Annotated in this window: 27 protein-coding genes and 1 tRNA gene; 13 read left to right on the forward strand and 15 right to left on the reverse strand. The window is 56.8% G+C overall.

What is annotated here, in order from left to right; genetic code table 11:
* Nucleotides 1–112: 112 nt before the first annotated feature.
* On the reverse strand, nucleotides 113–784 hold the full coding sequence (locus ABUK73_RS02070; RefSeq protein WP_353575816.1) for a protein-L-isoaspartate O-methyltransferase family protein: 672 nt from the start codon (nucleotides 782–784) through the stop codon (nucleotides 113–115).
* 248 nt (nucleotides 785–1,032) lie between these two features.
* Here ABUK73_RS02070 and ABUK73_RS02075 point away from each other — a divergent pair, with 248 nt between their 5' ends.
* The 6 genes from ABUK73_RS02075 (at nucleotide 1,033) to ABUK73_RS02100 (ending at nucleotide 4,595) form a co-directional block, all read left to right on the forward strand.
* Nucleotides 1,033–1,185 (forward strand): DUF3309 family protein, encoded by a 153-nt coding sequence (locus ABUK73_RS02075; RefSeq protein ID WP_082469772.1) that lies wholly within the window; start codon nucleotides 1,033–1,035, stop codon nucleotides 1,183–1,185.
* A gap of 146 nt (nucleotides 1,186–1,331) precedes the next feature.
* Nucleotides 1,332–1,405 (forward strand) — tRNA-Cys (locus tag ABUK73_RS02080).
* A 191-nt stretch (nucleotides 1,406–1,596) separates the two neighbouring features.
* Nucleotides 1,597–1,902, forward strand: a complete 306-nt coding sequence (locus tag ABUK73_RS02085; RefSeq protein ID WP_353575817.1) for a hypothetical protein — start codon at nucleotides 1,597–1,599, stop codon at nucleotides 1,900–1,902.
* 97 nt (nucleotides 1,903–1,999) lie between these two features.
* Nucleotides 2,000–2,245: a DUF982 domain-containing protein gene (locus ABUK73_RS02090; protein ID WP_113088125.1), complete on the forward strand. Its 246-nt coding sequence runs from the start codon at nucleotides 2,000–2,002 to the stop codon at nucleotides 2,243–2,245.
* A gap of 564 nt (nucleotides 2,246–2,809) precedes the next feature.
* Nucleotides 2,810–3,583, forward strand: a complete 774-nt coding sequence (locus tag ABUK73_RS02095) for a competence/damage-inducible protein A (RefSeq protein WP_353575818.1) — start codon at nucleotides 2,810–2,812, stop codon at nucleotides 3,581–3,583.
* 166 nt (nucleotides 3,584–3,749) lie between these two features.
* Nucleotides 3,750–4,595, forward strand: coding sequence for a universal stress protein (locus ABUK73_RS02100; RefSeq protein ID WP_353575819.1), 846 nt, complete (start codon nucleotides 3,750–3,752; stop codon nucleotides 4,593–4,595).
* A gap of 70 nt (nucleotides 4,596–4,665) precedes the next feature.
* Here ABUK73_RS02100 and ABUK73_RS02105 read toward each other — a convergent pair whose 3' ends face one another.
* From ABUK73_RS02105 to coaD, 6 genes are all read right to left on the reverse strand, one after another.
* A complete protein-coding gene (locus tag ABUK73_RS02105) occupies nucleotides 4,666–5,817 on the reverse strand; it encodes an aminodeoxychorismate synthase component I (RefSeq protein WP_353575820.1) in 1,152 nt (383 codons plus the stop codon).
* A 22-nt stretch (nucleotides 5,818–5,839) separates the two neighbouring features.
* Nucleotides 5,840–6,970, reverse strand: coding sequence for a tRNA guanosine(34) transglycosylase Tgt (tgt, locus tag ABUK73_RS02110; protein WP_353575821.1), 1,131 nt, complete (start codon nucleotides 6,968–6,970; stop codon nucleotides 5,840–5,842).
* Nucleotides 6,970–8,052: a tRNA preQ1(34) S-adenosylmethionine ribosyltransferase-isomerase QueA gene (queA, locus tag ABUK73_RS02115; protein ID WP_353575822.1), complete on the reverse strand. Its 1,083-nt coding sequence runs from the start codon at nucleotides 8,050–8,052 to the stop codon at nucleotides 6,970–6,972. Before queA ends, tgt begins: the two co-directional genes overlap by 1 nt.
* A gap of 255 nt (nucleotides 8,053–8,307) precedes the next feature.
* Nucleotides 8,308–8,817, reverse strand: coding sequence for a peptidylprolyl isomerase (locus tag ABUK73_RS02120; protein WP_062449175.1), 510 nt, complete (start codon nucleotides 8,815–8,817; stop codon nucleotides 8,308–8,310).
* Nucleotides 8,818–8,852: 35 nt separating this feature from the next.
* Nucleotides 8,853–9,422 carry a peptidylprolyl isomerase gene (locus tag ABUK73_RS02125; protein WP_045230545.1) on the reverse strand — a complete coding sequence of 190 codons (570 nt, stop codon included), beginning with the start codon at nucleotides 9,420–9,422 and terminating at the stop codon, nucleotides 8,853–8,855.
* Between the two features lie 29 nt (nucleotides 9,423–9,451).
* Nucleotides 9,452–9,946: a pantetheine-phosphate adenylyltransferase gene (gene coaD, locus ABUK73_RS02130; RefSeq protein WP_353575823.1), complete on the reverse strand. Its 495-nt coding sequence runs from the start codon at nucleotides 9,944–9,946 to the stop codon at nucleotides 9,452–9,454.
* 418 nt (nucleotides 9,947–10,364) lie between these two features.
* On the opposite strand from coaD, the gene ABUK73_RS02135 reads away from it, so the two are divergent.
* The 6 genes from ABUK73_RS02135 to ABUK73_RS02160 all read left to right on the forward strand — a co-directional run bounded on the left by ABUK73_RS02135 (nucleotide 10,365) and on the right by ABUK73_RS02160 (nucleotide 16,484).
* On the forward strand, nucleotides 10,365–10,544 hold the full coding sequence (locus ABUK73_RS02135) for a hypothetical protein (RefSeq protein ID WP_113088116.1): 180 nt from the start codon (nucleotides 10,365–10,367) through the stop codon (nucleotides 10,542–10,544).
* 421 nt (nucleotides 10,545–10,965) lie between these two features.
* Nucleotides 10,966–12,855 carry a peptidylprolyl isomerase gene (locus tag ABUK73_RS02140; protein ID WP_353575824.1) on the forward strand — a complete coding sequence of 630 codons (1,890 nt, stop codon included), beginning with the start codon at nucleotides 10,966–10,968 and terminating at the stop codon, nucleotides 12,853–12,855.
* Between the two features lie 25 nt (nucleotides 12,856–12,880).
* The gene (gene trpD, locus ABUK73_RS02145; RefSeq protein WP_353575825.1) at nucleotides 12,881–13,894 is read left to right on the forward strand and encodes an anthranilate phosphoribosyltransferase; all 1,014 of its coding nucleotides are present in this window, start codon (nucleotides 12,881–12,883) and stop codon (nucleotides 13,892–13,894) included.
* 9 nt (nucleotides 13,895–13,903) lie between these two features.
* A complete protein-coding gene (gene trpC, locus ABUK73_RS02150; RefSeq protein WP_353575826.1) occupies nucleotides 13,904–14,719 on the forward strand; it encodes an indole-3-glycerol phosphate synthase TrpC in 816 nt (271 codons plus the stop codon).
* A complete protein-coding gene (gene moaC, locus ABUK73_RS02155; RefSeq protein WP_353575827.1) occupies nucleotides 14,716–15,204 on the forward strand; it encodes a cyclic pyranopterin monophosphate synthase MoaC in 489 nt (162 codons plus the stop codon). Before trpC ends, moaC begins: the two co-directional genes overlap by 4 nt.
* 65 nt (nucleotides 15,205–15,269) lie before the next feature.
* Complete coding sequence (locus ABUK73_RS02160; protein ID WP_353575828.1) at nucleotides 15,270–16,484, forward strand: molybdopterin molybdotransferase MoeA; 1,215 nt, start codon at nucleotides 15,270–15,272, stop codon at nucleotides 16,482–16,484.
* A 10-nt stretch (nucleotides 16,485–16,494) separates the two neighbouring features.
* Here ABUK73_RS02160 and proP read toward each other — a convergent pair whose 3' ends face one another.
* The 8 genes from proP to ABUK73_RS02200 form a co-directional block, all read right to left on the reverse strand.
* A complete protein-coding gene (gene proP, locus ABUK73_RS02165) occupies nucleotides 16,495–18,015 on the reverse strand; it encodes a glycine betaine/L-proline transporter ProP (RefSeq protein WP_454892309.1) in 1,521 nt (506 codons plus the stop codon).
* Between the two features lie 365 nt (nucleotides 18,016–18,380).
* A complete protein-coding gene (locus ABUK73_RS02170) occupies nucleotides 18,381–18,734 on the reverse strand; it encodes a hypothetical protein (RefSeq protein ID WP_353575829.1) in 354 nt (117 codons plus the stop codon).
* A 164-nt stretch (nucleotides 18,735–18,898) separates the two neighbouring features.
* Entirely contained in the window at nucleotides 18,899–19,291 is a 393-nt protein-coding gene (locus tag ABUK73_RS02175) for a hypothetical protein (RefSeq protein ID WP_353575830.1), read from the reverse strand.
* 179 nt (nucleotides 19,292–19,470) lie between these two features.
* Nucleotides 19,471–19,854 carry a hypothetical protein gene (locus ABUK73_RS02180; RefSeq protein WP_353575831.1) on the reverse strand — a complete coding sequence of 128 codons (384 nt, stop codon included), beginning with the start codon at nucleotides 19,852–19,854 and terminating at the stop codon, nucleotides 19,471–19,473.
* Between the two features lie 219 nt (nucleotides 19,855–20,073).
* Nucleotides 20,074–21,702, reverse strand: coding sequence for a CTP synthase (locus ABUK73_RS02185; RefSeq protein WP_353575832.1), 1,629 nt, complete (start codon nucleotides 21,700–21,702; stop codon nucleotides 20,074–20,076).
* Between the two features lie 158 nt (nucleotides 21,703–21,860).
* Nucleotides 21,861–22,340 (reverse strand): preprotein translocase subunit SecG, encoded by a 480-nt coding sequence (gene secG, locus ABUK73_RS02190; RefSeq protein WP_353575833.1) that lies wholly within the window; start codon nucleotides 22,338–22,340, stop codon nucleotides 21,861–21,863.
* Nucleotides 22,341–22,442: 102 nt separating this feature from the next.
* A complete protein-coding gene (tpiA, locus tag ABUK73_RS02195) occupies nucleotides 22,443–23,213 on the reverse strand; it encodes a triose-phosphate isomerase (RefSeq protein WP_353575834.1) in 771 nt (256 codons plus the stop codon).
* A gap of 186 nt (nucleotides 23,214–23,399) precedes the next feature.
* Nucleotides 23,400–24,281 (reverse strand): alpha/beta hydrolase, encoded by an 882-nt coding sequence (locus ABUK73_RS02200; protein ID WP_353575835.1) that lies wholly within the window; start codon nucleotides 24,279–24,281, stop codon nucleotides 23,400–23,402.
* A 173-nt stretch (nucleotides 24,282–24,454) separates the two neighbouring features.
* Here ABUK73_RS02200 and parE point away from each other — a divergent pair, with 173 nt between their 5' ends.
* Nucleotides 24,455–26,521 carry a DNA topoisomerase IV subunit B gene (parE, locus tag ABUK73_RS02205; protein WP_353575836.1) on the forward strand — a complete coding sequence of 689 codons (2,067 nt, stop codon included), beginning with the start codon at nucleotides 24,455–24,457 and terminating at the stop codon, nucleotides 26,519–26,521.
* Nucleotides 26,522–26,530 lie beyond the last annotated feature (9 nt).

The raw sequence follows: 26,530 nt of genomic DNA on the forward strand, positions 1-26,530 counted from the left end.
TGACGGCAGTAAGTCGCTTGTTACACAGCTTTATTTCGCGCGGCTGAAAAACAGAAATGCCGGACCCTCGCCGGCCCGGCACCTCAACATCGATTTAAAACTGTCGTCTTGATCAGAAAACGAAGTCGCGCGCCTTGGCAAAACCGGGAACCGGCTTGACCGAAGCATTGAAGAACGAGGTGGACGATGTGCCCTTGCCATCGCGGCGGTAAACGGTTGCCTTGGCAGAGTTGCCGTAACCGACGACGGCGATGAGACGGCCACCATCACCAAGCTGATCGAGAAGAGCCGCAGGCACGTCTTCCACAGAGCCGTTGATGAAGATGAGGTCGTAAGGCGCCTCTGCGGCATAACCCTTATCCAGCGCGCCAGTGACGGTCGCGACATTATCGAAACCGAGCGACGACAGCGTTGCCGTGGCCGCTGCGCTCAGCTCTTCATCCGATTCCAGCGAAACGACCGAACCGGCCAGCTGCGAAAGGACCGCCGAAACGTAACCCAGACCGCCGCCGATTTCGAGAACGACATCATCCTTGGTGATGGCTGCCAGCTGCAACAGCTTGGCCAGTGGCGATGCCTTCATTACGTAGCGAGGACCAAGTCCATCCTTGGCCGGACAGATCTGCAAATCCTCATCCGCATAAGCAATCTGCTTCACACCAGCGGGCACGAACTCTTCCCGCGGCACCGCAAGAAAGGCCTTCAGCACCGAATGCGAGGTCACATCGGTCGTGCGCAACTGGCTGTCTACCATCTTGCCGCGTGCGGTTTCGAAATCCATCATGTCGTGTTCGCCTCAAATACAAGCTCGAAAGCAGCCTGAAATTCAGACCACCGTTGGCTACCGTCTTAATTGCCTGCGCGTTGGCTTTCAAGCACAAGCGCACCGCAGAGGGTGGAAAAAGGCAGGTTGTGACTTTCATCGCAGATTTTAGCATCCAGATTGCGCAAAACACTCCAAAAGCGGGAACTTTTTATCCGCCTAATCATTGATAAAGGACTGGAAACGCTCAACAACCTTCGGAGGCCAGCATGCTCGGCACAATCCTCATCATCCTGCTCGTTCTGTTCCTGATCGGCGCTTTGCCAAACTGGGGTTACCATAATTACGGGTATGGTCTTTCAGGCGGTCTCGGCCTTGTTCTCGTTATCGTGCTGATTTTGGTCCTCCTCGGCCGTATCTAACGTCCCCGTGAAAGCCGCATCGCCCCCTCAAAAAGGACATGCGGCTTTTCCACAAAACTTCTTGGGCTTTTTCAAACCTACCCTATTGCGTGGAAAATGGATTCGTTCTAAATCCCCGCCATGGCTTGAGCGATACAAGCCCGTGAGGCCTCGTGGCGGAGTGGTGACGCAGAGGACTGCAAATCCTTGTACCCCGGTTCAATTCCGGGCGAGGCCTCCAACAAAAATCACCGAAACTTCAAAGTTTTACAGCAGTTCCTTAAAGTCATTCTATTAATGGCGTGACTGACGGAAGGGACCGCGCTTCCCAATTACATCTCCTCCTCGGAACATCAATCGGCTTTTGCAGTTTACCGCGACACAAGAGTAGTGTTGCGATATGCAACCCAACAGACTTTCCGGGAGAGCGCCATGAGATTGACCGTTGCTTTAGTGAGTGCAGGACTGGCGTTGGGGCTTGGCGGTTGTACGGCTGGCGGATTTACGGCCACGTCTATCTCGTCCTACAGCCTGGAGCCGATACCCGGCAGCATTACCTATGGCGGGCAGCCGCGAACGAAGTTGACGAAATCGCCCATCGGCAGCACGTTTACCCATAATTTCCGCCGCTTCGATGACCGCGTGGTCGAGACGTATCAGATCCAGCCGGATCGTTCGCTGAAAATCATCGACCGCCGTATCATCAGGGACTGGTCGTTCCTTGGTCGGGATGACTAGGCTGGCAACATAATGCCGGTAGCATGCAGATAGACATTGAACAGCCACCCCGAACCTTCTAAACGCCAGTCCAGTATTGGAAGCAACGGGAAAAGCCATGCAGACGCCTTGGAAAAAGCCGGTTCTCATCGCGTTGGAAGAGCCTGGCGTTTATGTGAGCATCGAATCGACGCAGGCGGCGTCCTGGGCGCTGATCGAGGATTGGCCGGAAGAGGATGGCGAGATGCTGGATCGTGCGCTTCTCGTCTTCGCGGCTGTGGATGCTGGTAAGAAAAAGCCTGAAGATGCACGCAAGGCCTTCATCGATGCAGCGATTGAAGCTGGTCTAGACGTAAAGTCATAGTGACGCAGGTGATTTTGCTATCTTAAAAACCGACCGCCTTGTCGGTAAGATGTTGACGAAAATCAAAAAATACCGAGGCACTCTTCTCAATGAAAAAGTTCATTTTCATCCTTATTCTGGCCTGCCTGCTGATCAGCATTGTCGGGCATTGGATTTTTGCACTCGTCGTGACCTGAGTGCAAATGCCGGGCATGTCTGCTGCCCATAGAATTCCTAACAATTCATGTCAGCGTCACGGAACTCCGTTAAGTTTTGCACGTTCTTCTTCCACGAACATGGAGGGTAAAGCGATGCGTGACGGTCTCAACAGTCTGCTTGAAGTTTCACTACTTGGTTTTGTGGTTGTAACTTGCCTTATGATGGTTAATCCTATCATTTAATTGCTATATCTAAGCGATTATCAGACAACGTTATTTAAAATGACGATGCAAAAATGCGGCCTTTGCGCCGCATTTTGTTTTTGTGCTTCACGACCTCGTTCATCAGCGTTTTTCGATAGAGACCTTATTGCATTCGGCGTGCGGGGCGCTAACGTCTGACAATAGCCTCTTGTGAGTAACGCGCATGTCTGCACCCCAGTCTTCCTCCACAATCGTCACCGCCGCCATGCTGGCCATTGGCGATGAGCTTCTTTCCGGTCGCACCAAGGATAAGAACATCGGCCACCTCGCCGATGTCATGACTATGTCCGGCATAGATCTCAAGGAAGTGAGAATCGTCGCGGATGAGGAACCGGCGATCATCGAGGCGCTGAATGCGCTGCGTGAGCGTTATGACTATGTCTTCACGTCGGGCGGGATTGGCCCTACCCATGACGATATCACCGCCGATGCCGTGTCCGCAGCCTTCGGTCTGCCCTGCGAACATGATGACGAAGCGATGCGCCTGTTGGGCGATATGTACCGCGTGCGGGAAATGGAATTTACTGATGCCCGCAAGCGCATGGCCCGCATGCCGCGTGGGGCGCAGCACATAGCCAACCCGGTATCGGTCGCACCCGGCTTTATCGTAGAGAATGTCTACGTCATGGCGGGCGTACCGCAAGTGTTTCAGGCCATGCTCGACAATGTGATTCCCACACTCCGCACCGGATCGAAAATCCTGTCACAGGCCGTTCGCTCGCCCTATGGCGAAGGTGATATCGGCACGCTTTTGACCGGCGTTCAGAAGGCCCATCCCGAAACGAGCATCGGCTCCTACCCCAAATATGACGGCCAGCGTTTCTCAACGGAGATCGTCGTTCGCGCCCGCGATGCAGCGGCCCTCAGCGCCGCAGCGCAGGACGTGACCGCAATGATCGAGACCATCACCCGCGAGAAAGCAGCGCGCGCCGTTTGAACGCTTGCAGCCGTCGAACGTTTACATGAGGCGATAACGGCGTTGCGTTCGCGTTGATCGTGATCAAGGTCTTGCTAGGCTGAAGACAGCAGAATGCGGGCCTAAACGGAAGCGGATTGCAGATTTCCCAAGCTGCACAGCTTCACCATGATGAGGGAGCCCGACCATGGGTTACAAGACGATACTTGCCGTTATGGACACCGCGGAAAATGCCCGAAAGTTGGGCGATTTTACCGTTTCTCTGGCAAACACATTCTCCTCACACGTCATTGGACTGCACATGGAAACATTTGCAGCGGTTCCGCTCGTCGCCCCCATGGAAATGCCAGACCCGGCAACCGTACAGGCGGTTCAGGAAGTCGCGCATCAGGAAACCACGGATGTGGGGCGGATATTCGATCAGAAAATGTCTGCCGAAGGCGTTTCGCACGAATGGCGCAGCTTCGTTTCCTCCGTTGGTTATTCATCCAACACCGCCGTTCAAAGCGCGCGCTGCTCCGACATCGTGCTGGCACGGCAGACCAGTGCTTCGGCAATGTCGGATAGCCGTGCAGAACTCGACAATTTTCTCTATGAAAGCGGCCGCCCGGTGCTTCTCGTTCCACACACCTTGCAGCAGCCCAAACCCATCAAACGGGTGCTGGTGGCGTGGAACGGTTCGCGAGAGGCCACCCGCGCCGCCTTCGATGCCCTGCCCTTCATGATGGCAGCAGATAGCGTAGAGATTTTCTCTGTCGGTGCGGAAGACAGTGATGTTCAGTTCGGTGCGATTGCGGGCTCAGAACTCGCCTCCACCCTCGCCCGTCACGGCATCAATGTCAGCGTCACCTCGCAAGAAAAAGCGCATGGCTTGTCAGCCGAGAAAGCAATCGAGCAGCGCCTCTCGGATAACAGCATCGATCTGCTGGTCATGGGCGCTTACGGCCATTCCCGCTGGTGGGAAATGCTGTTCGGCGGCGTTACGCGCACAGTGCTGGACAAGACCACTGCCCTGACGCTCTTGTCGCGTTAAGCCGATAGTGAGCTGAAAACCAAAGAAGCCGCCGAGACGATCGGCGGCTTACCGCATTCAGGCCGATAAACTAAACCAGCCGCTTTTCACCCGTCGCGAACTTCGCCTTCAGCAGACATTCGTCATACTCAGCATCCGCAGTCGAATCGAACACGATGCCGCCGCCGACATTGAATCTCGCACTGCCATCCTCAAAAAGCGTGATAGTGCGAATGGCAACCGAGAATCGCATGTCACCATCAGGTGAGATCACGCCAATTGCGCCACAATAGACGTTGCGGGGTCCGATCTCCAGATCGTGCAGAATTTCCATCGCCCGCATTTTCGGTGCGCCGGTGACGGAGCCGCAGGGGAAAAGTGCCGCGAAAATATCCTCCACCGTTATGTCGGCCAAAAGCTTTGCCCGCACATGGCTGACCATCTGGTGGACGGTGGGATAGGTTTCGATTTCAAACAGCTTCGGCACATCCAACGTGCCGACTTCGGTAATGCGGGAAATATCGTTACGCAGCAGATCGACGATCATGCGGTTTTCGGCGAGCGTCTTTTCATCTTTCAGCATGCCGTCGACCAGCGCGGCATCCTGCTCTACCGAGGCGCCACGCTTGATCGTGCCCTTCATGGGGTGCGTTTCGATCCATCCATCGCTGACCGAGAAAAACAGCTCCGGCGAGCGGGACAGGATTATCGGGCCACCGAGATTGACGAGCGCGCCGTATTTCACCGGCTGCCGCTCGATCAGCGACCAGAAGGCGGTCAGCGGATCGCCTTGCCAGCGGGCATCGATCGGCATTGTGAGATTGGCCTGGTAACAATCACCCTGTCGCAGATGCTGATGCAGCTTTGAGAATTGCACTCGGTAGTCTTCCAGCGTCCAACCGGGCGCGAGGTCGCTCAGAAAATGATCGGCATTCATCAATGCGCCTGATGGCGCGGCGTTCGCCACATCACCGCATGGTGACGTGAACACGCCAAAGCACAGCAGCGGCATATCGCGCTTTGCGCCAGCAAGTGGCGCCAGCTTTTTCTCGAAGAGATATCCGGCCTCATACGACATATAACCGGCGAGATATTTTCCCGCTGCCTGCGCCGCCTGCATTCGAGCCAACGCGGGAAAGAAGTCTACCGCCTCATGCGCAACGATCATCTCTTCCGGATCGGTAAACAGCGTTACCGAACCGGTCGTATCATCGCGAAAAAGCACATAAGGCGCGGTCAGCAAATCCGTTCAATCCCTCAAAAGGTCAGATGGGATCGATATCGCCTTTCGCCCACATTTCAATGGTCTCGGCGTAGAAATCCGCAAACCGGCCTTCTTCGATGGATTTGCGGATGCCCTGCATCAGTTCCTGATAATAGGCGAGATTGTGCCAGGAGAGCAGCATGCCGCCCAGCGCCTCGTTGGAGCGGGCGAGATGGTGAAGATAGGCACGGGAGTAATCACGGCTTGCAGGGCAGTTGGACTGTTCGTCCAGCGGGCGCATGTCTTCCGCATGGCGGGCGTTGCGGATGTTGACGCGGCCACGGCGGGTGAAGGCCAGACCGTGGCGACCGGAACGGGTCGGCATGACGCAATCGAACATGTCGATACCGCGCGCCACTGATTTCAGGATATCATCCGGAGTTCCGACGCCCATCAGATAGCGCGGCTTCTCAGTCGGCAGGACCGGCAGAGTGATGTCGAGCATGCCGAGCATCACCTCTTGCGGTTCGCCCACGGCAAGACCGCCGACGGCGTAACCCTTGAGATCGAGTTGCTTCAAGCCTTCCGCCGAGCGGATGCGCAAATCCGGCTGATCGCCGCCCTGCACGATGCCGAACATGGCTTTGCCCGGCTGCTCGCCAAATTGAACGCGGCAACGCTCCGCCCAGCGCAGCGACATTTCCATGGCGCGTTCGATTTCCTTACGCTCCGCAGGCAGCGCAATGCATTCATCGAGCTGCATCTGGATATCGGAATCCAGCATGCCTTGAATTTCGATGGAGCGTTCGGGTGACATGTGGTGCAGCGAGCCATCCAAATGGCTTTTGAACGTCACGCCTTTCTCATCCAGCTTGCGCAAGCCAGACAGCGACATGACCTGAAAGCCGCCGCTATCGGTGAGGATGGGGTGCGGCCAGCGGATCAGCTCATGCAGACCGCCGAGACGCTGCACGCGCTCCGGGCCGGGTCGCAGCATGAGGTGGTAGGTGTTGCCCAGAATGACATCGGCGCCGAGGTCACGCACCTGATCCAGATACATGGCCTTGACGGTGCCGACGGTGCCGACCGGCATGAAAGCGGGTGTGCGAATGGTGCCGCGTGGCATGGCCACCTCGCCAAGACGCGCGCCGCCGCTGGTTGCTTTGAGGGTGAAGGAGAAGTTCTCGTGCATCAGGTCTTCCGAAAAAGGAGGCTGGAATCGCCATAGGAATAGAAACGGTAGCCGGTTTCGATAGCGCGCGTGTAGGCGTCGCGCATGGTTTCCAGCCCGCAGAAAGCCGAAACCAGCATGAACAGCGTGGATTTCGGCAGGTGAAAATTGGTCATCAGAATATCGACCGCCTTGAAGCGATATCCCGGCGTGATGAAGATGCCGGTTGGGCCGGACCAGGGCATGATCTGCCCATCATTGGCAGCCGCACTTTCAATCAACCGCAGCGACGTGGTGCCGACGCAGACGATGCGCCCGCCCCTCGCCTTGACCGCATTCAATTTGGCCGCTGTCTCTTCTGAGACATAGCCGATTTCGAGGTGCATCTTGTGCTCTTCGGTGTCATCAGCCTTTACAGGCAGAAACGTGCCAGCGCCGACATGCAGCGTTACAAAGTGCCGCTCGATACCGGCGGCATCCAGAGCTTCGAACAGAGCGGGCGTGAAGTGTAGGCCTGCGGTGGGCGCTGCGACGGCACCTTTTTCGCGGGCGTAGATTGTCTGGTAATCGGTCTGGTCCTGCGCGTCTTCGGGACGCTTGGCGGCGATATAGGGCGGAAGCGGGATGTGGCCAACGGACGCGATGGCCTCGTCCAGCACGGGGCCGGAGACGTCGAACAGAAGCGTGATTTCGCCCTCATCGCCCTTCTCTTCGACGGTCGCCTCAAGGAAAGCCAAGCCGCAGGCATTGTCACGCTCGTAACCGAAGCGGATGCGGTCGCCCTGCTTGATGCGCTTGCCGGGACGCGCGAATGCCTTCCAGCGGCTGGCATCTGCGCGCATATGCAGCGTGGCGGACACCGCCGTCTCTGGCGCACCTTCGCGCAGCCGCACACCTTCGAGCTGGGCGGGAATGACACGTGTGTCGTTGAACACCAGAGCGTCGCCGGGCTTCAGAAAGCTTGGGAGATCAAAAACCTGATGGTCCGTCATGCTGCCTGCATTCGGCTCGACCACGAGCAGACGCGCACTATCGCGCGGGTTCGCCGGGCGAAGCGCGATGTTATCGTCAGGAAGGTCGAAGTCGAACAGGTCTACACGCATGATGGGCTTTCGAAAAACATCAAACCCGCCCTCCATTCTCATGTGGGGCGGGTAATTTGAGTGACAAGGCCCTCTCTCTACACTCGCCGTCATCCTCGGGCTTGACCCGAGGATCTAACGATCCACAACGTCAGACGTGGTTAGATCCTCGGGTCAAGCCCGAGGATGACGGCGGATAGGCTTGATACCTATGTCACCCAATCAAAACCCGCCCCGCAGAACCTGCGAGGCGGGCCAAGTGTCTATATCCGACGATCAGGCCGCAGAAGCAAGGCGGATCGAGACGATGGAATCGGGGTCCTTCACAGGCTCGCCGCGCTTGACCTTATCGATGGCTTCCATGCCTTCGATGACCTGGCCCCAGACGGTGTACTGCTTGTTCAGCCATGGGCTGTCTGTAAAGCAGATGAAGAACTGCGAGTTGGCAGAATTCGGGCTCTGCGAACGGGCCATGGAGCAGGTGCCGCGAACGTGCGGAATAGCGGAAAACTCTGCCTGAAGGTCAGGCTTCTCGGAACCGCCCATGCCAGCGCGGCTTGGGTTGAAGCTTTCAGAACCCTTCTTGCCGAACTTCACGTCGCCGGTCTGCGCCATGAAATCGGAGATGACGCGGTGGAAAACAACGCCGTCGTAAGCCTGTTCGGAAACCAGTTCCTTGATGCGGGCAACGTGGCCCGGAGCCACTTCGGGCATAAGCTGGATGACGACCTTACCAGTCGTTGTTTCCATGATGAGGGTGTTTTCGGGATCTTTGATCTCGGCCATGGTATCTCTCCTTTTACGTGGGCATGCGCCCGGTTTTATTTCTTGCCAACGGTGACTTTGACCATGCGGTCAGGATCGGAAACTTCGCCGTTGCCGCCCTTGCCCTTCTTGATCTTGTCGACAAATTCCATGCCGGACACGACCTTGCCGACGACGGTATACTGGCCGTTCAGGAACGAGCCCTGATCGAACATGATGAAGAACTGCGAGTTGGCGGAATTCGGGTCCTGCGAACGGGCCATGCCAACAGTGCCACGCTCGAACGGTGTCTTGGAAAACTCGGCTGGCAGATCAGGCAGGTCGGAACCACCAGTGCCTGCGCGCTGAGCATTGAACGACTTGCTCATATTGCCGTACTGCACATCACCCGTCTGGGCCATGAAGCCGGGAATGACGCGGTGGAAAGCGACGTTGTCGTAGGCACCCTTTTCAGCCAGCGCCTTGATCTGCGCAACGTGCTTGGGCGCAACTTCCGGCATAAGCTGGATGACGACTGGGCCGTCTTTCAGCTGGATCGTGAGGAATTCCGCAGCCGAAGCAAAGGTGCTGGCGGCGATGGCGCTGACGAACAGGGCGCCAGCAAAGGCAAATCGAAGCAGTTTCATTGGAATAGGCTCCAGAATAATCGCCGAAACTATTGTTTCAGCTTGCTGTTGAGGGCTTGCAAAACGGCTTTCGGCACGAAAGTCTCCACATTACCGCCCATTGCGGCGATCTGACGAACCAATGTGGCGGTAATGGGCCGCGATGCCGTTCCGGCTGGTAGAAAAACGGTCTGGATGTCAGGCGCCATCTGCCTGTTCATGCCCGCCATCTGCATTTCATAATCCAGATCGGTTCCATCACGCAGGCCGCGCACCAGAAGAGTCGCGCCATGCTCGCGGGCGGCGTCTACGACAAGATTGCCGAAAGAAACGACACGAAGACGATCAACGGCATCCGGCACTGCTTCGGTCAAAGAACGGCGAATGAGTTCTGCCCTTTCCTCGAAGCTGAACATTGGCGCTTTGCCGGGATGAATGCCGATAGCGACGATGACTTCCGACGCAACGTTCAGGGACTGGATCAAAACATCCAAGTGTCCGTTGGTCATCGGATCGAAAGATCCGGGATAAAAGGCAATCGTCATACCGCTCTCGATATTTAACGTTAGTTGTGCCGCCTTTTGTCATGTAAGACAGAGGTTCGCAAGACCTCGGCGTGGCAGGCTTTTCGCCGCGCAGCCTCAAGATTACACTGAACACCACATGAACGCGCCATTCAGCGCGGCTTCAAAGCATATCTCTATAAACGTCTCATCGCATCGCAAACGGGCACTCGGCCCAGTCGGAGACGGAAATGCTGGTATTTATGATGATCCTGACAATCGCGACATCCTTCGTCGTTGAATATGTCTTCATGGATTGACGTGAACTGCCGATTTCCTGAACGCCAGATGAACGAAGCATTCAACAAAGCTTCAGAGGCGCGATGCTAATCGATTTTTAACAATAACGCGGAACTGGATCAGCTGTCACGCGTTCAGATCGCAGTAAAGGAACGGACACATGTTTATCAGAGAAAAACAGTCTACTTCGGCGAAAATCGGCGTGATCAGCACAGCCTGGACAATGTTGGTTATCGCGATGGTAGCAACAACGTTCAGCCTCTATGGTCAGAAGCCAGAACAGAACGGCCCTGAATTTCCGCAGCTTACTGCCCGCTCTCAGTATATGAATTATTATTGATCCAGCGGGAGTGAAATACTCATCACTTCTGGAGTTATGCCATGCTTACATTCTTGACACTGCTAGCAGCCTTGATCAGCGTAATGTTTGTGGCATCCGTTATCTCGGTGGTGACGGAGTCTCGTAAGGAAGATGAGGATTTCAAAGCGTTGATGGAACGCAGTAAGGCGTTCTGACCGCGAGACCCTGAAGGTTCGATACCATATTCGACGTTTGAAAGCCGCCTGCCCGTCAGGCGGCTTTTTGGTGTCTGGCGTTTCGCATCGTGCGCACAATTACTCCCACTGGCGCAATTGCTCACGCCATCGTTTGAAGAAGCACGCCTTTACGCGGAATTTAGCCTTCAATTCCAAAGAGGATTGATTTAAGGAAGCCCCATAGACCCGGCGTAACGGGCGAATATTGTGAGGTTTGCATAACGATGCTCGATTCCCTGAGAAATGCTTCTCGAACTTTGGCGGCAAAGATTCTTCTTCTTCTCCTCGTCGTGTCCTTCGGCGTGTGGGGCGTTTCCGCATCTCTGGTGTCGACAAATTCGCATGCCGTCATGACGGTGGGCGACCAGACGGTCACGCCCAATGAATTCCGTTTTGCCTATCAGCGCCAGATGGCAGATGTCGGCCGCCAGTTCGGCACGCGTCTGACCACGGAACAGGCCAAGGCATTCGGTATCGACCGTCAGGTGTTCAGCCAGCTTGCTGCAGGTGCAGCGCTAGACGAACTGGCCTCGAAGATGAACCTCGGCCTCTCCGAAGATCGTCTCGCGACCCTCATTGCCGAAGACCCGGCATTCAAATCTCCGAACGGCCAGTTCGACCGCAGTCTCTTCAGCCAGCGCCTGCGCGGCGCAGGCTTCAACGAAGATGATTACGTGAAGGAGCGCAGCAAGGTTGCCGTGCGCGGCCAGATCGTGGATGCCATTTCCGACGGCTTCAAGCCGCCGCAGGTTCTGGTCGATGCGCTGAAGCACTATCGCGATGAACAGCGCTCAATCGAATATATCCTGCTGTCCAACGCCAATATCGATCCGGTCAAGGCACCGGGTGACGATGTGCTGGCGGCATGGTTCGAAAAGAACAAGGCCAATTACCGTGCGCCAGAATATCGCAAGTTCACCTATGTGAAGCTTGAGCCTTCCGACATTGCCGATCAGGCCGCAATCACCGACCAGCAGATTGCCGACTATTACGAAGGTCACAAGGATAACTTCCGGACCGCCGGACGTCGCACAATCGAGCAGCTGACATTCTCCGACAAGGAAATGGCGCAAGCCGCTGCGACGCAGATTCGCGCGGGAACCACAACTTACGATCAGGTCGTGAAGGATCAGGGCAAGCAGCCTGCCGACGTGACGCTGGGCGAATTCACCAAGGACACGGTTCCCGACCAGTCCGTCGCCGAAGCAGCCTTCGCAATCCAGAAGGATGGCGGCGTGTCTCCTGTCGTTGACGGTGCCTTTGGCCCGGTCATTCTGCGTGTAACAGGCATCAAGAACGAAAGCATGAAGACGCTGGATGAGGCGAAGGAAGAGATTCGCATCAATCTCGCCACGGCCAATGCTGCCGAAGAGCTGAACAATGTTCACGACCGTTACGAAGATCTGCGTGGCGGCGGCTCTTCGCTCGCGGATGCAGCGACACAGCTCAAGCTCAAGCCGGTGACGGTCGAAGCAATCGACGCCAATGGCGAAGACGACAAGGGCAAGCCTGTCGAGGGTCTGCCGACCCCTGCCCTCGTGACGGAAGTCTTCAAGGCCGATCAGGGAGGCGATGCGCCTGCCGTCAATATCGGCCGTGACGGTTACGTCTGGTTCGACCTGCAGCAGATCACTGCGCCGCGTGACCGCACACTGAACGAAGTCAAGGATCAGGTCGTAGCCGACTGGACTGCCGAACAGCAGCGCACGGCGCTGGCCACTAAGGCCGACGAACTGAAGGCACGCGTTGAAAAGGGCGAAACGCTGGCCGCAATTGCTGGCGAGATGGGCCTTGCCGTGGAAACCAAGATGGGCCTCCGCCGCACCAGCGAAGACGCATTGCTGGGCCAGCAGGCAGTGGCCGCCGTCTTTGCGGGCGCAAACGGCCTTGTCGGTACAGCACCGGATACGGAAGGCTCCAGCCGCGTTCTGTTCAAGGTCACGGATGTCACCAACTCGCCATCCGACGCGCTTGATAACAACGACCAGCAGCTGACTGCCATGGCAACCGCCGCCGGCGATGACATGCTCGACCAGATGGTCAACCGTCTTCAGAATGATTATGGTGTCACCATCAATCAGGCTGTCGCAGACCAGGCCATGACAGCATTCTAAGCCGCAATTCGGGGGACGTGACGACATGGCTGACTTGAAGCCGCTGATTGCGAAGGTGGCCAATGGCGAAAGCCTGAACCGGGATGATGCCCGTCAGGCCTTCGACATTCTGATGTCTGGCGAAGCGACGCCTTCGCAGATCGGCGCGTTCCTCATGGCTTTGCGGGTGCGCGGTGAAACGGTGGACGAAATCGTCGGTGCCGTTTCTTCCATGCGCTCGCGCATGCTTCCCGTCACCGCGCCCGCTGACGCGATCGATATCGTTGGCACCGGTGGCGATGGGCTAGGTACCTACAACATCTCCACGCTCGCCTCCATCATCGTGGCGGGCGCAGGCGTACCGGTTGCCAAGCACGGCAACCGCGCCCTCAGCTCAAAATCCGGCACGGCAGATGCGCTCTCCGTTCTGGGCGTGAAATTGGATATTGAGCCGGGCCTGATCAGCCGCTGCGTGAGCGAAGCCGGTCTTGGCTTCATGTTTGCCCAGCGTCACCATTCCTCCATGCGCCACGTCAATCCCAGCCGGGTTGAGCTTGGCACGCGCACCATCTTCAATCTGCTCGGCCCTCTGTCCAACCCGGCTGGCGCCAAGAAGCAGTTGCTCGGCGTATTTGCCCCGCACTGGCTGGTGCCGCTGGCAGAAGTGCTGCGCGATCTGGGCTCGGAAAGTGTCTGGGTCGTTCACGGTGATGGGCTGGACGAAATCACCACCACAGGCACGACCCATGTGGCCGCGCTGGAAGGTGGCAAGATCAGAAGCTTCGATCTGACGCCAAAGGATTTTGGTGTCGATACCGCCAGCATCGATGATCTCAAGGGCGGCGATGGCGTTGCCAATGCGGCCGCCTTGCGCGACGTCCTGAGCGGGCGAAAGAACGCTTACCGCGACGTATCGCTTTGCAATGCTGCGGCTTCTCTCGTGGTGGCTGGCAAGGCGCAGACGCTGGCAGACGGCATGAAAATCGCAAGTGCCTCGCTGGACGAAGGCAGAGCAGCAGCAGCCCTCGACAGGCTGATTGCGGTTTCGAACGAAGAGTAAGGCAAAGCCATGAGCGACATTCTGAAAAAAATCGAAGCCTACAAGCGCGAAGAAATCGCTGCTGCCAAGGCAAAGGTTTCGCTGGATGATCTGAAAGCCATGGCTGCCGACCAGACTGCGCCGCGCGGCTTTTACAATGCGCTGAAGCGCAAACAGGCGGATGGCGCATTCGGGCTTATCGCTGAAATCAAGAAGGCCAGCCCTTCCAAGGGCCTCATCCGCCCGGATTTCGATCCGCCAGCGCTGGCAAAAGCCTATGAGGCCGGCGGTGCTGCCTGCCTTTCCGTATTGACGGATACGCCGAGCTTTCAGGGTGCGCCCGAATTCCTGACTGCGGCCCGCGAGGCCTGCGCCCTGCCAGCGCTGCGCAAGGATTTCATGTTTGAGACCTATCAGGTCCATGAAGCCCGTGCCTGGGGTGCCGATTGCATTCTTCTTATCATGGCGTCGCTTTCCGACGATGAGGCCAAGCGTCTGGAGGACGAAGCGTTTTCGCTGGGCATGGATGTTCTGGTTGAAGTGCATGACGAAGAAGAGACTGAACGCGCGCTGAAGCTCGCCTCCCCACTGCTCGGCATCAACAATCGCAACCTGCGCACCTTCGAGGTCAGCCTCGATGTCAGCGAGCGTCTGGCGGCGATGGTTCCTGCAGACAAATTGCTGGTGGGTGAAAGCGGCATCTTCACCTTTGAGGATTGCATTCGGCTTCAAAAGTCGGCCATCACCACCTTCCTTGTGGGTGAAAGCCTGATGCGCAAGGATGACGTGACATCCGCCACACGCACCTTGCTGACGGGCCGCAGTGACATTCTGGCTGCCGAATGAGCGCTGACCCGAAACTCACCCATATCGGCGCGTCCGGCGAGGCGCATATGGTCGATGTCGGTGACAAGACTGAGACGACGCGCGTTGCGGTGGCGGAAGGCTTCGTGAAAATGAAGCCGGAAACGCTGGCGCTGATCCGTGAAGGCAATGCCAAGAAGGGCGATGTCATCGGCACGGCCCGTCTGGCCGGCATCATGGCCGCCAAGCAGACCTCCAACCTCATTCCGCTCTGCCATCCGCTGATGCTGACGAAAGTCGCCGTCGATATAACCGAAGACGAAGCCTTGCCCGGTCTGCGCGTTCAGGCCACCGTCAAGCTTTTCGGCAAGACGGGCGTCGAAATGGAAGCGCTCACCGCTGTTTCCATCGCCTGCCTGACCATCTACGATATGGCGAAAGCCGCCGACAAGGGCATGGAAATCGGCTCCATCCGTCTTCTGGAAAAGACCGGCGGAAAATCCGGGCACTTCAAGGCACAAGACTAAAACATTGAATGGGTCCGGTGGGCATGCGACGCATCCCCCTTACGGCCACAGGAAGAGGAAACGCCATGAAACCCCTCCTGCCCGTTGCGGAAGCTCAGACGCGGTTGCTGGCTGCAGCCAGGCCCGTCATGTCGGTCGAAACCGTACGACTGGACCAGGCGGACCAACGTGTGCTGGCGCAGGACCTTCAGGCACGCCTCACCCAACCACCCTTCCACGCGTCGGCCATGGATGGTTACGCGCTGAGGGCCATCGACGCCCCGCAGATCGGCTCCATCCTCACCGTCATCGGCGAATCTGCTGCGGGCCATGCGTTCGAGGGTCGCGTCGGTGAAGGTCAGGCCGTGCGGATTTTCACCGGTGCGCCTTTGCCCGAGGATGCCGATACGGTTCTCATTCAGGAAGACGCGGAAAAGCTCGAAGGCGGCACAATCCGCACGACATTCGAAGTCGCCGAAGGCAGACACATACGCCCGCGCGGGCAGGATTTTCTTGAAGGCGAAACGGGGCTCAAGGCCGGAACGGAACTCACCTTCGCAGACATCACCCTTGCTGCCGCCATGAACCATGCGGAGCTTTGCGTCTATCGCAAACCGCTCATCGCCATTCTGGCGACGGGCGACGAACTGATCCCGCCCGGCGGCACCCCTAACCCCGCCCAGATCATCGCCTCCAACACCTTCGGCGTTGCGACACTTGCCCGCAAAGCCGGGGCCGATATCCTCGATCTGGGGATCGTCGCCGATAACGAGGACCTGATCCGCGCGGCTGTAGAAAAAGCCATCGCTGCGAAAGCTGACGTCCTCGTCACGCTGGGCGGCGCCTCGGTCGGTGATCATGACCTCGTGCAAGCGGCACTGAAAGCCCAAGGCATGGAGTTGGATTTCTGGCGCATCGCCATGCGCCCCGGCAAACCGCTGATGGTTGGCTCCATCGGCGAGATGCAGGTGCTGGGCCTGCCCGGCAACCCTGTTGCCAGCCTCGTCTGCAGCCTGCTGTTTCTGGAACCCCTCATCCAAAAACTCAGCCACCGTTCCATCACATCCCGAGAAATCAAAGTTAAGACTGCCACCGCACTGAAAACCAACGACCAGCGGCAGGATTATTTGCGCGCACGCATCATCGGCCATGAAGGCGGCCTGCCGGTTGTCGAAGCCTTCACAAAGCAGGATTCTTCGATGATGAAGATCATGGCCAGTTCGGATTGCCTCATCATCCGACCACCGCACGCATCCGAGATCGCTGCCGGTACGGAGTGTTTGGCCATCACGCTTCGTTAAGGTCGACACTTCAAGTCAGTTCGGGATGTTGACCCACGAGCCTGTCGCGTTTCTGCTGGAGCAAATCCATTTGCTCTTTCAACTCGCCCATCGCCTCGTCGATCTTGTCGACGCTTTCTTCGATGTGGAGATAGTGCTCGGCAAGAATTGCCTTGGCTTCTTTACGGCTGGATGCATTGGGGGTGTCACCGTAGAGAGGTCGATTGGCGGTCTCTTTCAGAAACAACGTCGTCACCAGTCCAACCAATGCGGCGATCATCAGATAATAGGCCGGCATGTAGATGTTTTCGGTCGCTTCCACCAACCACGCGGCCACCGTGGGCGTCAGGCCTGCAACGATGATCGAGATATTGAACGAAATTGCCAGAGCGCTGTAGCGAATACGTGCGGGAAACAGCGACGGCAGCGTGGCAGCCATAATGCCTACGAGGCAATTCAGGCCGATAGCGAGGATCAATAGACCGAAGAAGATGCCGATAACATTGCCGCCCGCGATGAGGTGAAAGGCTGGAAGCGACAAGGTCAGGACGATGGTGCTGCCAATGGCAAGAAACGGACGTCTGCCGATGCGGTCGCTCAGGAAACCGACGAGTGGCTGCACGAACAGCATGCCGACCATCACGGCAATGATAATCAGCGCCCCATGATCCTCGGTATATCCCAGCGTCTTGGAGAGATATGTGGGCATATAGGTCAGCAGCATGTAGTAGGTCACATTGGTGACCAGGACCATACCGATGCAGATCAACAGGGAACGTGGATGTTCCCTGAAGATCTCCGCAAAAGGAACTGTTGGCCGCTCCTTCAGCGAATCCTTGTCTTCTGCTTCCGTTTGCTTGAGACGCTCGGTAAAGGCAGGCGTTTCCTCGGCAGCATGGCGCAGATAAAGCCCGATTAGGCCAAGCGGCGCAGCAAGGAAGAACGGAATACGCCAGCCCCAGGACAGGAAGTCCGCCTCACTCATGATAGCGCTGAGCACAACGACCAGTCCGGCGCCAAGCACGAAACCAGCGATGGACCCGAAATCAAGCCAGCTTCCAAGAAAGCCACGACGGCGATCTGGAGAGTATTCGGCTACGAAGATCGCAGCCCCCGTATATTCGCCACCAACGGAAAAGCCCTGCGCGAGTTTGCACAACAGAAGCAGAATGGGTGCCCATATGCCAATCGTTGCATATCCGGGAATGATACCAATGCAGTACGTGCTAATCGCCATGATGACGATTGTCAGTGAAAGAACCTTCTGACGGCCAAATTTGTCGCCCATCGCGCCGAAAAAAAGGCCGCCCAGCGGGCGGACCAGAAACGGCACGGAAAATGTCGCGAGAGCAGCTATCGTCTGAACCGCCGGAGAAGCATCGGGAAAGAAGACTTTTCCCACAGTGGCGGCTACGAAGCCGTAAACGCCGAAGTCGAACCACTCCATCGCATTGCCCAGAGCAGCAGCAGTGATGGCCTTCTTCAATTTGGAATCTTCGATGACGGTAACATCCGTAATCGTCAGATGATTTGTATCGGCAATCTCACCCAATATAAGCCCCCATGCAATATCGATTGAATATATCGTGATGTAAAATGCGCGATTGTTGAAAGGGTTCCGTAAGGCAAAGTTTTGGGCGTCAGCGATGTTTTCAGAAAGCGGCGCTCTATGTGGGTAACAGCCGCGCAGTCGTATTAATCCAACAAAAAAGGCCGCATCGCCGCGGCGGGTGGATGTGCTGGTTACACCGGGCGGCGCATCTGTCGGCGATCGTGATCTCGTGCAAGCAGCCCTGAAAGCCCAAAGCATGATGCTGGATCTCTGACGCATCGCCATGCGCCCCAGCGATAAGTCTTCCTCAATATATGACAGTACTCGCGTCTGCATTTGGCCCTTTGCAGACAACTACTTCCATTTCATCGGCGTTGCGGGGCCTTTCGGGATAGTCGACATAGGCCAATGCCGTTAAGTATCACCAGCATTCCGGCAAAGATCATGATGAAGCCCCCAAACATACCCGCCCCGAAGCCGACAGGGCCATCATAAAGGTTGGCATCAAAGCCCGCATTAATCGGGTCGATAATCCATCTAAACCAAAGATATACCCCAATCACTTCAGTGCCGTACAAGGCGGTCGCTGCTACACTACCGATCCTGCGCTTGGTGAAAGCGATCATAGCGTGAAAGATCAATGCAAAGGGGCTCGTTGCCAAGAAAATGATAAACAGAACGATGAACGCTCCAGCCACGTAAACGAGAGTGTCTTTCAAAATCGTCCTCTTGGTTCACTCTGTACAACGCGAGATAAAGCTATTTTTTCATTGCCGCAATGTCTCCTGTTGGCGCCTCAGCGACATGGCGGCATTTGGCCCAAAGAGGTCATTGCCTAAGGCCCGCGTTTGAAGGCGAGAAGTCTGAAACGCCGGCTTGCATATCAATCCCCGAACTTGGGGGCCAGTTCGTCCATGATCCTGTCGATATTTGCCGGGGTGACACTCCAGCGTGCGGGGTTTTCGTACTCAAAATCGGCGTTTACCTTCGAATTCACTCTGTCGAACTGGAAAAGCAACTTTATGAAACCCTTATCACCCTCCTGAAGTAGCCACTCGCGATAGGCCAAGACTGGCGCTTCGACGTCGTCTATGTCTGGTGCCACTGCGTTGGGTTTGCCGGATGTACCATAGGCATAACCATACGTGCCGGTGAGATAACCATCGTCGTCTACTTCAAAGACGATTGATGCCTGCGTCCAGTCTAGCCGCTGCATTTCTTGGGAGTTGAATATAGCCTTGGCGATTGCGCCCATATATTCCATGTTCTCAGACATAATTGCTCCATATTCCGAAACTGCATTAGGGCAAATTTTGACGGTCAAAGTTCAGAACGTGATTTTTTCGTCTATTTGGTTTCATCGATTGTCGGATCACGACCGTGTCTTGGACACAGAACGCGTCTGGCCTTTAACACGCGTACGTCCTAAGGTTTGGCTGCTGGCCAAACCGATACTCATAGCTGCGGATGAAGTTCCTTGGTGATTTCGTTCAGGTTTGAAGGCGTTACGCTCCAGCGTGCGTGATTTTCATACTCGAAATCGACGTTAAACCTGTTGCTCACTCGATTGAACTGAATGAGCATCTTGATAACAGCCTTGTCATTTTCCTGCTTCAGCCACTCTCTGTATGAGCCTGCTTCCGCGTTGACCAAACGTGGCCGAACCGAAATGGCTTCCCACTCTCCCTCAACATCGTAGGAATAGCCGTAGGTTTCGCTTACCCTGTCGTCCTGGAAAGCAATCACCAGCGAAAACGTCTCCCAATTCTGCTGCTCGATTTGGTCAGAATTGATGATCGCGCCGACTAGGTCTTCAACCAGCTCGGAATTCTCGGACATAGGTTGCTCCATGATTTTGAACGGTAAGGAAGTTTCACCCTCCTCTACGTGATCGACTCACTCCGGGCCGGGATTGCGAGCATGTCACAGTGCCCACTGCCGATACTGAGCGAAAAGTTATGGTAACAGCGAAAGCACGAAGTCCGCAATTGGCGCAAAGCAGTCTTAGACAAACAAAAAAGGCCGCATCGCTGCGGCCTTTTTTTAACGTCCATCAAATTAAACCAACCGGCTTCGCTCCAGCGCGGCTTCAATGAAGCTTGCAAACAGCGGGTGCGGGTCTAGCGGGCGGCTCTTGAGTTCGGGGTGGTATTGTACGCCGATGAACCATGGGTGGTCGGGGTACTCGACTGTCTCAGGCAGAACGCCGTCAGGAGACATGCCGGAGAAGACGAGGCCGCAGCTTTCAAGGCGATCCTTGTAATCCACGTTCACCTCGTAGCGGTGGCGGTGGCGCTCCGAGATATCCGTCGAGCCGTAGATTTCGGCGATCTTGGTGTCTTTCTTGAGCGATGCCTTGTAGGCACCCAGACGCATGGTGCCGCCGAGGTCGCCTGCGGCATTGCGCTTCTCCAGATCGTTGCCCTTGACCCACTCCGTCATCAGGCCGACCACCGGCTCGGACGTGGTGCCGAATTCGGTTGAGGATGCGTTTTCGATACCGGCGAGATTGCGGGCCGCTTCCACGACCGCCATCTGCATGCCGAAGCAGATACCGAAATACGGCACCTGACGCTCGCGGGCATATTGCGCCGCGCGTATCTTGCCTTCAGAGCCGCGCTCGCCAAAGCCGCCGGGAACGAGGATGGCGTCGACCTTTTCGAGATACGGTGCCGGATCTTCCTTTTCGAAGACTTCCGACTCGATCCATTCCAGATTGACCTTGACGCGGTTGGCAAAGCCACCGTGATGCAGGGCTTCGATCAGCGACTTATACGCATCCTTCAGACCGGTATATTTGCCGACGATGGCAATGGTCACTTCGCCTTCCGGCGTGTGGATGCGGTTGCAGACTTCTTCCCAATGCTCAAGGCGTGGCTTCGGCGCAGGCTCGATACCGAAAGCGGCCAGTACTTCGTTGTCGAGGCCTTCCTTGTGGTAGGCGATCGGCACGTCATAGATATTGGCAACATCAAGCGCCTGAATGACGGCGGAAGGACGCACGTTGCAGAACAGGGAGAGCTTGCGGCGTTCGGCCTCGGGGATTTCCCGGTCGGCACGTACCAAGAGAATGTCAGGGTGAATACCCAGCGCCTGCAATTCCTTGACGGAGTGCTGTGTCGGCTTGGTCTTCAGTTCACCGGCTGCCGGAATGTAAGGCATCAGCGTCAGATGAACGAAGATGGCCGTGCCGCGTGGCAGGTCGTTCTTGGCCTGACGGATGGCTTCCATGAAGGGCATAGCTTCGATGTCGCCCACCGTGCCGCCGATTTCGCAGATGACGAAATCGTAGTCTTCATTGCCTTCGGTCACGAAATTCTTGATTTCGTTGGTGACATGCGGAATGACCTGCACCGTCGCGCCGAGATAATCGCCGCGGCGTTCCTTATCGATGATGTTCTTGTAGATACGACCCGTGGTGATGTTGTCGGTCTTGGTGGCCGAGCGCCCCGTAAAGCGTTCGTAGTGACCGAGATCGAGGTCAGTCTCCGCGCCGTCATCGGTCACGAACACTTCACCGTGCTGGGTGGGGCTCATGGTGCCGGGATCGACATTGAGATAGGGGTCAAGTTTGCGAAGTCGTACCCGATAACCACGGGATTGCAACAACGCTCCGAGTGCTGCGGCCGCAATGCCCTTACCAAGTGAGGAGACCACGCCGCCTGTGATGAATACATATCGCGCCATGGGATTCACCGCTTACCTTTAAATGAGTGATTCCGCCAGCCCAAATTTCTGAACGCCCGCATTCATCTGTTGATGGAATGCGGCAGGCCTGCCCGGAATGTAAACAAAAGAAAACCGGCAGGCTTTTGGCCTGCCGGAGTGATATGCTTGAACCGGTTTTACTGGCCGGTTGGAACTGCGTTGTTGGCCGGAGCCGGTGTCGCTGGTACCGGAGTAGCAGGCGTCGTGGCCGGTGCCGTACCTGTGGCAGGCGCAGCGCCTGTGGCCGGAGCAGCAGCGCCATTGGTCGTGGACGGAACGCCGCCCTCAGTCGGGGCCTGCGTCGCTGGCGCTGTCGAAGACGGGCCGAGCGTATCCAGAATGCCGTTACCCTGCCCCTGCGTGGCAGGAATACGGTCCAGAATATCGGTCGGACGCGATTCGTAGCGGGTCAGAAGACCAAGGCCGAGGGACGTTGCGAAGAACAGCGCCGCGAGGATGGCCGTGGTGCGCGTCAGGGCATTTGCCGTACCGCGTGCGGACATGAAGCCCGAACCACCGCCGATACCAAGGCCACCGCCTTCGGAACGCTGGATCAGAACCACGCCGACAAGCGCCAGCACGATCATGAGATGAATAACAATCAGTACGTTCTGCATGACAATCCATTCCATGCCCCATCAGGAGCACAATGAAGAAGTTTGCGGCTCTTTACATGAGGCGAAAGCGTATTCCAAGCCCCTGTAAGACGAAAGAAGCGATCAAGCAGTCAATTGCTCGTATGCCGCATAGATGGACAGGAAATCGGATGCTTTCAAGCTGGCCCCGCCGATCAGCGCGCCATCCACATTCTCAACACCCATCAGCTCCAGCGCGTTGCCGGGCTTGACCGATCCACCATAGAGAATGCGCATGCCCTTACCTTCCGCACCGAAGCGCTTGACCAGCTCATCACGCATGAAAGCGTGCGCTTCCCGCACATCCTGTGTCGTCGGCGTGAGGCCGGTACCGATGGCCCATACGGGCTCGTAGGCAATCACCGTATCCGCGGCAGTCGCCTCATCCGGCAGAGAACCCGCCAGCTGCCGCTTCAGGACGTCCAGCGTCTGGCCAGCCTTGCGCTCATCCGCCGTTTCACCGATGCAGACGATGGCGACCAGTTCAGCAGCGTGGGCAGCAGATGCCTTGGCCCGCACCAGATGGTCGGTTTCTGCATGGTCGGTGCGGCGTTCGGAGTGGCCGACGATGACGTGCGTGCCGAAGCAATCTGCAATCATTTCAGCGGAAATATCGCCGGTGTGAGCACCTGACACATTCTGATGGCAATCCTGCGCGCCGATTTTCAGCGGGCTGTCATCGCACAGCGCGGTGGCGACATAAAGCAGCGTGGAGGGCGGGCAAATCAGCGCATCCACCTTCTGCGACAACGCACCTTTGACACCTTCGGCCATCGCCTTGATCTGATCGAGAGACTCGCGCGTACCGTTCATCTTCCAGTTTCCAGCGACAAGCGGGCGAACATCAGGGGTCATAAGCGATCCATTCCTCTTAACTAAAAGGGCGCCCGAAAAGACTGGACGCCGGTAACGGCAGGTACTGGCTAAGTCTTAAAGGCTAGCGAGATCATTTGGTACAAAAAAGAAAGGTTTTGGTTCAAAACTTTGGTCAAAATCGTCGCATTTTGTCGTTTTTTGATCAGCTGGCCGCTTCTTTTATGTTCAACTTGATATCAGGTAGTTCAACACCGCCCGCCAATCCGTCATGCGTACCGGCGTACCGTGCGTTCCGCTTTTATACAGCGTGAACCGCGCGGGCTGCCCTGCTTTCAACAATGTGCGGAAAATGCCAGCCTGCTGGTCTGCGGAATAAATCCTGTCTTCGCTGCCATGGGTGAACCACACGGGCTTTTTCGCCTTCACGAAAGCGCTCTTGGGAAAATCGGGATCGACCGCGCCACCCAGAATGGCCATGCCTTTCAGGTCGGAAACGGCTTTCTGATCGCGGCTGATGCCGTAACAGATGAAGCTGCCCATGGAGGCGCAGGCAAGAATGACGGGACGCCCGCCGGATTTCACCTTCGCATCGGCAATCAGCGCAGCGATATCGGCAACGCCCTTTTCATCGAAGCTTTTAACACTCGGCGCGTAATAGGTGCCGCCATTGGCAACGGCGAGATTCTTCAGCCGGTTGAAATTGCCGCCGAAGGTGTAGTCGTTCATGCCCAGCCTCCGGTCTCCGCCTCGTCCGTGAATGAAAATCACCGTAAAGGCCTGCCCGGAGGCCGCCCCCACGCGCCCGACATCCAGCCCCCTGCTCTCAACCGAGAGTGTTTCCAGCTCCTGAAATTTCTTCGGTGCCAGATCGACATATTGCCGCTTCACCCGCCGTTCCGGCGTCTCGTCGCGGCCATTGATGTCGCGCATTTCATTGTAGTCGACGACCACGGAGGCACCGCCATCACCCGTGGAAAGCACGGGCTGATTGGAAAACAGATCGTCCTTGAAGGGCTTCAGAGGGCCGCCCGTGTCTTGCGCCTGAGCGGGCGTTATCGCAACAGACAGGCAAAAAAGAGTACAAAAGGTGAAGATAGCTGTGGACATGCCTTGAGTAACCGTTTCATTTGGGCCAGAACACTTGTCATCCGGGCGGGGGCAGCGCAATCCTTTGAGATGACGCAAACCCGATTATTCCGTGCTTGAGTAACAGCATGTCTTGCCGTCAGAGGCAAAGCAACGCTGATTCGCATGGCCAAATTCTGACTGAACTGGGTACAATGGACGATAGCAACGACCTATTTTCAAGCCAAGTCGCACCGCAACGCGAAGAGCCAGAGGCCCGTGAGGCTGCTCCTGTTGCTGCGACCAAAGCTGTTGCCGCAGCGCCAAAGCCTACGCTCGTGACCACCTCATCGGGCGATGATTACGGTGCATCCTCCATCCGTGTGCTTGAGGGGCTGGAGCCCGTGCGCATGCGCCCCGGCATGTATATTGGCGGCACGGACGAGAAGGCACTGCACCATCTCTTTGCCGAAGTCATCGATAACTCCATGGACGAGGCCGTCGCTGGCCACGCCAATTTCATTGAAGTGCATCTGGATGCGGAAGGTTTTCTGACGGTTAGCGACAATGGTCGCGGCATTCCTGTGGAAAACCACCCGCAGGTTCCCGGCAAATCCACCCTCGAAGTCATCATGACCAAGCTGCACGCAGGCGGCAAGTTCGATGGCAAGGCCTACGAAACTTCGGGCGGTCTGCATGGCGTCGGCGTGTCCGTCGTCAACGCTCTGTCCGATCTTCTCGAAGTCGAAGTCGCGCGCAATCGCAAGCTCTATCGCCAGCGCTTTTCGCGTGGCGTTCCCATGGGTGGCCTTGAAGAGCTGGGTGACGTGCACAATCGTCGCGGCACCCGTGTGCGTTTCCATCCTGATCCACAAATCTTCGGCGATCACGCAAAGTTCGAACCGGCTCGCATTTTCCGCATGGCACGCTCGAAAGCCTATCTGTTTGGCGGCGTCGAGATACGCTGGAGCTGCGATCCCGGCATGGTGCCACCCGATGGTGACATCCCGGAAAAGGCAGTGTTCCACTTCCCCGGCGGACTGAAGGATTATCTGGCGGCGACGCTCGGCAAGGACTTCACTGTCACCCGCGAAATCTTTGCAGGAAAGACGGAAAAGACCGGTGGCCACGGGGCGATGGAATGGGCGATCACCTGGTACGGTGGCGATGCCCAGCTGCATTCCTATTGCAACACCATCCCCACGCCCGAAGGCGGCACCCACGAAGCGGGTCTTCGTATTGCGCTGACCAAGGGGCTGAAGAATTACGCAGAATTGACGCAGAACAAGCGCGCCCGCGAAATCACCACAGATGACGTGATGATTTCCGCCGTCGGCATGCTCTCGGTTTTCATCCGCGAGCCGGAATTTGTCGGCCAGACGAAGGACAAGCTGGCAACGGTTGAAGCGCAGCGCATCGTGGAAAACGCTCTGCGAGACCCGTTCGACCACTATCTGGCCGGAAATCCTAACGAAGCGGCAAAGCTGCTGGACTGGGTTATCGAGCGTTGCGAAGAACGTCTTCGCCGCCGCAAGGAAAAGGAAGTCAACCGCAAGACCGCCGTGCGCAAACTGCGCTTGCCCGGCAAACTGGCCGATTGTTCACAGAACACGGCAGAGGGTGCAGAGCTCTTCATCGTGGAAGGTGATTCGGCTGGTGGTTCGGCCAAGCAGGCGCGCAACCGCGCCAATCAGGCCATCCTGCCGCTGCGAGGTAAAATCCTCAACGTCGGCAGCGCCAGCCGCGAAAAGCTGTCTGCCAATCAGCAGATCGCAGATCTCATTCAGGCGCTGGGTTGCGGCACACGCACCAAGTATCGCGACGAAGATTTGCGCTATGAGCGCATCGTCATCATGACCGATGCCGACGTAGACGGAGCACATATCGCCTCTCTGCTGATTACCTTCTTCTATCAGGAAATGCCGGAACTCATCCGCGGCAACCACCTCTATCTCGCCGTGCCGCCGCTTTACGTCATCCGCCAGGGTGCGAAAACGGTCTATGCCCGCGACGACGCACACCGCGCCGAGCTGATGGAAACCGTCTTCAAAGGCAAAAAGGTCGAAATCGGTCGCTTTAAAGGCCTTGGCGAAATGATGCCAGCGCAGCTGAAAGAGACCACCATGGACCCATCCAAGCGCACGCTGCTGCGCGTGGAAATCGATGACGTGGATTTCGAAGGCACCCGCGAAGCCGTGGACAATCTCATGGGCACCAAGCCGGATGCACGCTTCCGCTTCATTCAGGATCGCTCCGCATTTGCGGAAAATCTGGATATTTGACATAGCCGA

The sequence above is a fragment of the Agrobacterium vacciniicorymbosi genome, from assembly GCF_040427045.1.
Taxonomy (GTDB): Bacteria; Pseudomonadota; Alphaproteobacteria; order Rhizobiales; family Rhizobiaceae; genus Agrobacterium.

Coding starts and splice junctions, on each gene's coding strand:
- ABUK73_RS02140 (WP_353575824.1), top strand. CDS start 10,966: ATGCTCGATTCCCTGAGAAATGCTTCTCGAACTTTGGCGGCAAAGATT.
- ABUK73_RS02185 (WP_353575832.1), bottom strand. CDS start 21,702: ATGGCGCGATATGTATTCATCACAGGCGGCGTGGTCTCCTCACTTGGT.
- ABUK73_RS02085 (WP_353575817.1), top strand. CDS start 1,597: ATGAGATTGACCGTTGCTTTAGTGAGTGCAGGACTGGCGTTGGGGCTT.
- parE (WP_353575836.1), top strand. CDS start 24,455: ATGGACGATAGCAACGACCTATTTTCAAGCCAAGTCGCACCGCAACGC.
- trpC (WP_353575826.1), top strand. CDS start 13,904: ATGAGCGACATTCTGAAAAAAATCGAAGCCTACAAGCGCGAAGAAATC.
- trpD (WP_353575825.1), top strand. CDS start 12,881: ATGGCTGACTTGAAGCCGCTGATTGCGAAGGTGGCCAATGGCGAAAGC.
- ABUK73_RS02100 (WP_353575819.1), top strand. CDS start 3,750: ATGGGTTACAAGACGATACTTGCCGTTATGGACACCGCGGAAAATGCC.
- ABUK73_RS02135 (WP_113088116.1), top strand. CDS start 10,365: ATGTTTATCAGAGAAAAACAGTCTACTTCGGCGAAAATCGGCGTGATC.
- ABUK73_RS02095 (WP_353575818.1), top strand. CDS start 2,810: ATGTCTGCACCCCAGTCTTCCTCCACAATCGTCACCGCCGCCATGCTG.
- ABUK73_RS02070 (WP_353575816.1), bottom strand. CDS start 784: ATGATGGATTTCGAAACCGCACGCGGCAAGATGGTAGACAGCCAGTTG.
- ABUK73_RS02160 (WP_353575828.1), top strand. CDS start 15,270: ATGAAACCCCTCCTGCCCGTTGCGGAAGCTCAGACGCGGTTGCTGGCT.
- ABUK73_RS02090 (WP_113088125.1), top strand. CDS start 2,000: ATGCAGACGCCTTGGAAAAAGCCGGTTCTCATCGCGTTGGAAGAGCCT.
- tgt (WP_353575821.1), bottom strand. CDS start 6,970: ATGCACGAGAACTTCTCCTTCACCCTCAAAGCAACCAGCGGCGGCGCG.
- moaC (WP_353575827.1), top strand. CDS start 14,716: ATGAGCGCTGACCCGAAACTCACCCATATCGGCGCGTCCGGCGAGGCG.
- ABUK73_RS02175 (WP_353575830.1), bottom strand. CDS start 19,291: ATGTCTGAGAACATGGAATATATGGGCGCAATCGCCAAGGCTATATTC.
- ABUK73_RS02075 (WP_082469772.1), top strand. CDS start 1,033: ATGCTCGGCACAATCCTCATCATCCTGCTCGTTCTGTTCCTGATCGGC.
- queA (WP_353575822.1), bottom strand. CDS start 8,052: ATGCGTGTAGACCTGTTCGACTTCGACCTTCCTGACGATAACATCGCG.
- ABUK73_RS02180 (WP_353575831.1), bottom strand. CDS start 19,854: ATGTCCGAGAATTCCGAGCTGGTTGAAGACCTAGTCGGCGCGATCATC.
- secG (WP_353575833.1), bottom strand. CDS start 22,340: ATGCAGAACGTACTGATTGTTATTCATCTCATGATCGTGCTGGCGCTT.
- tpiA (WP_353575834.1), bottom strand. CDS start 23,213: ATGACCCCTGATGTTCGCCCGCTTGTCGCTGGAAACTGGAAGATGAAC.
- ABUK73_RS02200 (WP_353575835.1), bottom strand. CDS start 24,281: ATGTCCACAGCTATCTTCACCTTTTGTACTCTTTTTTGCCTGTCTGTT.
- coaD (WP_353575823.1), bottom strand. CDS start 9,946: ATGACGATTGCCTTTTATCCCGGATCTTTCGATCCGATGACCAACGGA.
- ABUK73_RS02120 (WP_062449175.1), bottom strand. CDS start 8,817: ATGGCCGAGATCAAAGATCCCGAAAACACCCTCATCATGGAAACAACG.
- ABUK73_RS02125 (WP_045230545.1), bottom strand. CDS start 9,422: ATGAAACTGCTTCGATTTGCCTTTGCTGGCGCCCTGTTCGTCAGCGCC.